The organism is Agromyces sp. P2_B3 (assembly GCF_056404815.1).
The window spans coordinates 1-4,643 of the sequence record NZ_JBFUDH010000038.1; the positions used below are offsets into that span (position 1 = coordinate 1).

The window sequence follows — 4,643 nt, forward strand, 5'->3', positions numbered from 1 at the left end:
CATGTGTTAAGCACGCCGCCAGCGTTCGTCCTGAGCCAGGATCAAACTCTCCAAAAAAACTGGTTCCAACACCCCCGAAGAGGCATTGAGAGCTTCAATCACTGACAGAGAAACAACTGACTATAAAAATCAAATTGTCCATCAATCAAAGGAATCCATACCCACCCCAAAAGGAGTAAGGCTGGGGTTCAATAAATTGGCATTGAACATAGTGCACGCTGTTGAGTTCTCAAGAAACGGACGCACCCGAGTTTCAGCCTCGCGGCCTGCCCTCAGGGCAACCTATCTATCGTACCACCCCTGAAAGGAACCGGGCCACAAGGCCCGCGGCCGATGAAACGGCGTGAGGCACAACGCGAACGTTGGGTTCTTACGAGGTGGGTTTTCATCTTAGGCTTGAAATCACCGAGTCGCAATGCGACTTCGAGGCTATTTGGCTAAGAATCTCGCTCACTCGGCCGGTTCGCTCTGTGTCAGTGACCCAGTCGCTTTCCGCTCCGCCGTGGCGATGAGTAAGAATTTACGCGGATCCCGGGGTCGTGCCAAATCGGGCTCGCATCCCGGGCGTGTCGCAGCGGCTCGACGCGCTGGCGCAGGCCAGGACCTCCCGGTCGGGGCCGGATTCCACCTCAGTTCACCTCGTCGGGGTGCGCACTGACGCGTCCCTCGCGCTCCAGCGCGGTGATCGCCTCCATCTCGGCTGCATCGAGCTCGAACCCGAAGACGTCGAAGTTCTCCGCCATGCGCTCCCGGCGATTCGACTTGGGGAACACGATGTGGCCGCGCTGCAGGTGCCAGCGGATGACGACCTGCGCCGGTGTCACGCCGTGGGCGGACGCGGCATCCGTCACCTCTGGAAGCTCGAGCAGAGGGTACTTGCCCTGGCCGAGCGGGCCCCACGCCTCGATCGCGATGCCGTGCTCCTCCGCGAAGGCGGTTGTCTCGGGCTGCTGATGGGCGGGGTGCAGCTCGATCTGGTCGACGGCCGGCACGGTGTCGGTCTCTGCCAGCAGCCGCTCGAGATGCGGAACGAGGAAGTTCGAGACGCCGATCGACCGGGTGCGACCCGACGCCCGCAGCTGCTCGAAGGCCCGCCAGGTCTCGACGTAGCGGTCCTGGGCCGGCGTCGGCCAGTGGATCAGGTAGAGATCGACGTACTCGAGGCCCAGCCGCTCGAGGCTCCGGTCGAACGCGTCGAACACCGACTGCGTGCCCTGGTCGTCGTTCCACAGCTTCGTCGTCACGTACAGCTGCTCACGTGGGATGCCCGACGCCGCGATGGCGCGGCCCACCCCCTCCTCGTTGCCGTAGATGCGGGCGGTGTCGATGTGGCGATACCCGATCTCGAGCGCCTCGCTGACGATGCCCTCGGCCTGTCTCGGGTCGACCTTGAAGACGCCGAAGCCGAGTTGCGGCACGGAGTTGCCGTCGTTGAGCTGGATGCGCGGGACGATCGGTTGGGTCATGCCCCTCATCCCACCACGCGGGACGGGGCATCCGACAGGGGTTGCCCGCCGACGCCCGATCGGTCACATCCCGAGATGCGCCGCCCACTCGTTCCCGCACGGCTTACGATGGAGGGCTGTGCTTCCCGCGATCACCTACCCCGCCGAGCTGCCCGTCTCCAGGCAGCGTGAGGAGATCGCGCGCGCGCTCCGCGACCACCAGGTGGTGATCGTCGCCGGAGCCACGGGCTCGGGCAAGACGACGCAGCTGCCGAAGATCTGCCTCGAGCTCGGCCGCGAGTCGATCGCGCACACGCAGCCGCGGCGCATCGCCGCGCGCACCATCGCCGAGCGGATCTCGGAGGAGCTGCAGGTCGAGCTCGGGAGCCTGGTCGGATACCAGGTGCGCTTCACCGACAAGGTGAGCGAGTCGACCCGCGTCAAGGTGATGACCGACGGGATCCTCCTCAACGAGATCCACCGCGACCGCGAGCTGCGCCGGTACGACACGATCATCATCGATGAGGCGCACGAGCGCAGCCTGAACATCGACTTCCTGCTCGGCTACCTCAAGCGCCTGCTCCCCCGCCGCCCCGACCTCAAGGTCATCGTGACGAGCGCGACGATCGACCCCGAGAGCTTCGCCACGCACTTCGCGGATGCCGCGGGCGAGCCGGCGCCCGTCATCGAGGTCTCCGGCCGCACGTACCCCGTGGAGGTGCGCTACCGGCCGCTCGTCGCCGAATCGGGCGCCGGACCCGCCGGCGAGGACGCCGACGACGAGGGCGCCGCCGCCGAGGACAAGGACGTGCAGCGGGGCATCCTCGAGGCCCTCGACGAGCTCGAGCGCGAGTCATCCGGCGACGTGCTCGTGTTCCTCTCGGGCGAGAGCGAGATCCGCGACGCCGAGGCGGCCGTGCGCGCGCATGCGGTCCGGCGCGGCGGCGTCGGCGAGACCGAGGTGCTCCCCCTCTACGGCCGGCTCTCCTCGGCCGACCAGCACAGGGTGTTCGAGCCGTCGAAGGTCGCTGGGCTGAGGCGACGGGTGGTGCTCGCCACGAACGTGGCCGAGACGAGCCTGACGGTGCCCGGCATCCGGTACGTGGTCGATGCCGGCACGGCGCGCATCAGCCGGTACTCCGTGCGGTCGAAGGTGCAGCGCCTGCCGATCGAGGCGATCTCGCAGGCATCGGCGAACCAGCGCTCGGGTCGATCCGGCCGCACGAGCGACGGCATCGCGATTCGCCTCTACTCGGAAGAGGACTACGAGCGGCGGCCGGAGTACACCGATCCCGAGATCCTCCGCACCAACCTCGCCGCGGTCATCCTGCAGATGGCCTCGCTGGGGCTCGGGCAGATCGAGGAGTTCCCCTTCCTCACCCCGCCCGACAGCCGTGGCATCCGTGACGGCCTCGACCTGCTCCGCGAGCTGGGCGCGATCGACGACGGCGCCGTGGGCGACGGGCCGCAGCTCACGCGCATCGGCCGCCAGCTGTCGCGCCTGCCGATCGAGCCGCGCTTCGCGCGCATGGTGCTCGAGTCGAAGGCGCAGGGCGTGTCGCGCGAGGTGCTCGCGATCGTGGCCGGCCTCACCATCCAGGACCCGCGCGAGCGGCCCCTGGAGAAGCGCGAGCAGGCCGACGGGTTCCACGCGCGGTTCGTCGACCCGACCAGCGATTTCCTCACCCTGCTGAACCTCTGGAACCACCTCGAGGAACAACAGCGCGAACTCTCCGGCAGCGCGTTCCGGCGCATGTGCAAGGCCGAGTTCCTGAACTACCTGCGCGTGCGCGAGTGGCAGGACCTGTACCGCCAGCTCGTGCGACTCGCGAAGCCGTTGGGCCTGCATGTGGCCGAACGCGCCGGCGAGCCGAACGGCGACGGAATCCATCGGGCACTCCTCGCCGGCCTGCTCTCGCAGATCGGGCTCCGCGACGACGCGAAGACGTCGACGGGACGAGGTGGCGCGGGCGCGACTCGTGAGTCGGAGCGCAAGGGCCGTCGGCAGCAGGCCGAGTTCGTCGGCGCGCGCAGCACCCGGTTCGTGATCTTCCCGGGCTCGGCGCTCGCCAAGAAGCCGCCGGCGGCGCTCATGAGCGCGGAGCTCGTCGAGACGAGCCGCCTGTTCGCACGCACGAACGCCGCGATCGACCCGGCCTGGGCCGAGCAGTTGGCCGGCCCGCTCGCGAAGCGGTCGTTCAGCGAGCCTCGCTGGGAGCGCCGACAGGGCTCAGCCGTGGCCGACGAGAAGGTCACGCTGTTCGGCGTGCCGATCGTGGCGAAACGGCGCATCCAGCTCTCGCGCGTCGACCCCGTGCTCGCGCGCGAGTTCTTCATCCGGCACGCCCTCGTGGAGGAGGACTGGGACACGAGCCGCCTCGATCGCCGGCTGTTCTCGTTCGTCCGCGCGAATCGCGGCCTGCGTCGCGAGCTCGGCGAGGTCGAGGAGCGCACTCGGCGGCGCGACATCCTCGCCGGCGACGAAGCGGTCGTGGCGTTCTACGAGGCGAGGGTGCCGGCGGAGGTCGCGGACACGCGCGCCTTCGAACGCTGGTGGCGCGGCGAGCACCGGCGTCGCCCCGACCTGCTCACGATGACGCGCGCCGACCTGCTCGGCGAGGAGGCGGACGCCGACCGCGGCGACGGGTTCCCCGACCGCTGGCGACAGGACGACCAGACGTACTCGCTCGCCTACCGCTTCGAGCCCGGCGCCGACGACGACGGCGTGACGGTCGTGGTGCCGCTCGTGCTGCTCCCCCGCGTCGAGGCCATGGGCTTCGACTGGCAGGTGCCGGGCCTCCGCGACGAGCTCATCACCGCCATGCTCCGCACCCTGCCCAAGGTGCTGCGCCGACAGGTCGTGCCCGCAGCCGAGTGGGCCGCGAAGATCGCCGCCGAGCTGCCCGACGGCCCAGAGGCCGGCGCAGAACGCGAACCGTTCCCCGCCGTCATCGCGCACGCCATCCGCCGGCTCACGTTCGCCCCGGTCGATCCGTCGGACTTCGACCTCGACCGGGTGCCGCCGCACCTGCGCGTGACGTTCCGGGCCGTCGATGAGCGAGGTCGGGTCGCCGGCACCTCGAAGGATCTCGGTGAGCTGCAGGCGCGCCTCGCCGACCGCACCCGCGACGCGGTGGCGAAGGCGGTGGCCGCGGCGCCCGGCGGCGCGGCGGGGCGCGGGAGGGCGGGGACCGCGGG

Annotated in this window: 2 protein-coding genes; one reads left to right on the forward strand and one right to left on the reverse strand. The window is 69.3% G+C overall.

Features of this window, described 5'->3' with window-relative positions:
* Positions 1–629: 629 nt before the first annotated feature.
* The gene (locus AC1DZA_RS19995; RefSeq protein WP_476774079.1) at positions 630–1,466 is read right to left on the reverse strand and encodes an aldo/keto reductase; all 837 of its coding nucleotides are present in this window, start codon (positions 1,464–1,466) and stop codon (positions 630–632) included.
* Between the two features lie 118 nt (positions 1,467–1,584).
* Here AC1DZA_RS19995 and hrpA point away from each other — a divergent pair.
* Positions 1,585–4,643: ATP-dependent RNA helicase HrpA (gene hrpA, locus AC1DZA_RS20000; RefSeq protein WP_476774080.1), on the forward strand; the 3,059-nt coding region annotated here is incomplete at its 3' end.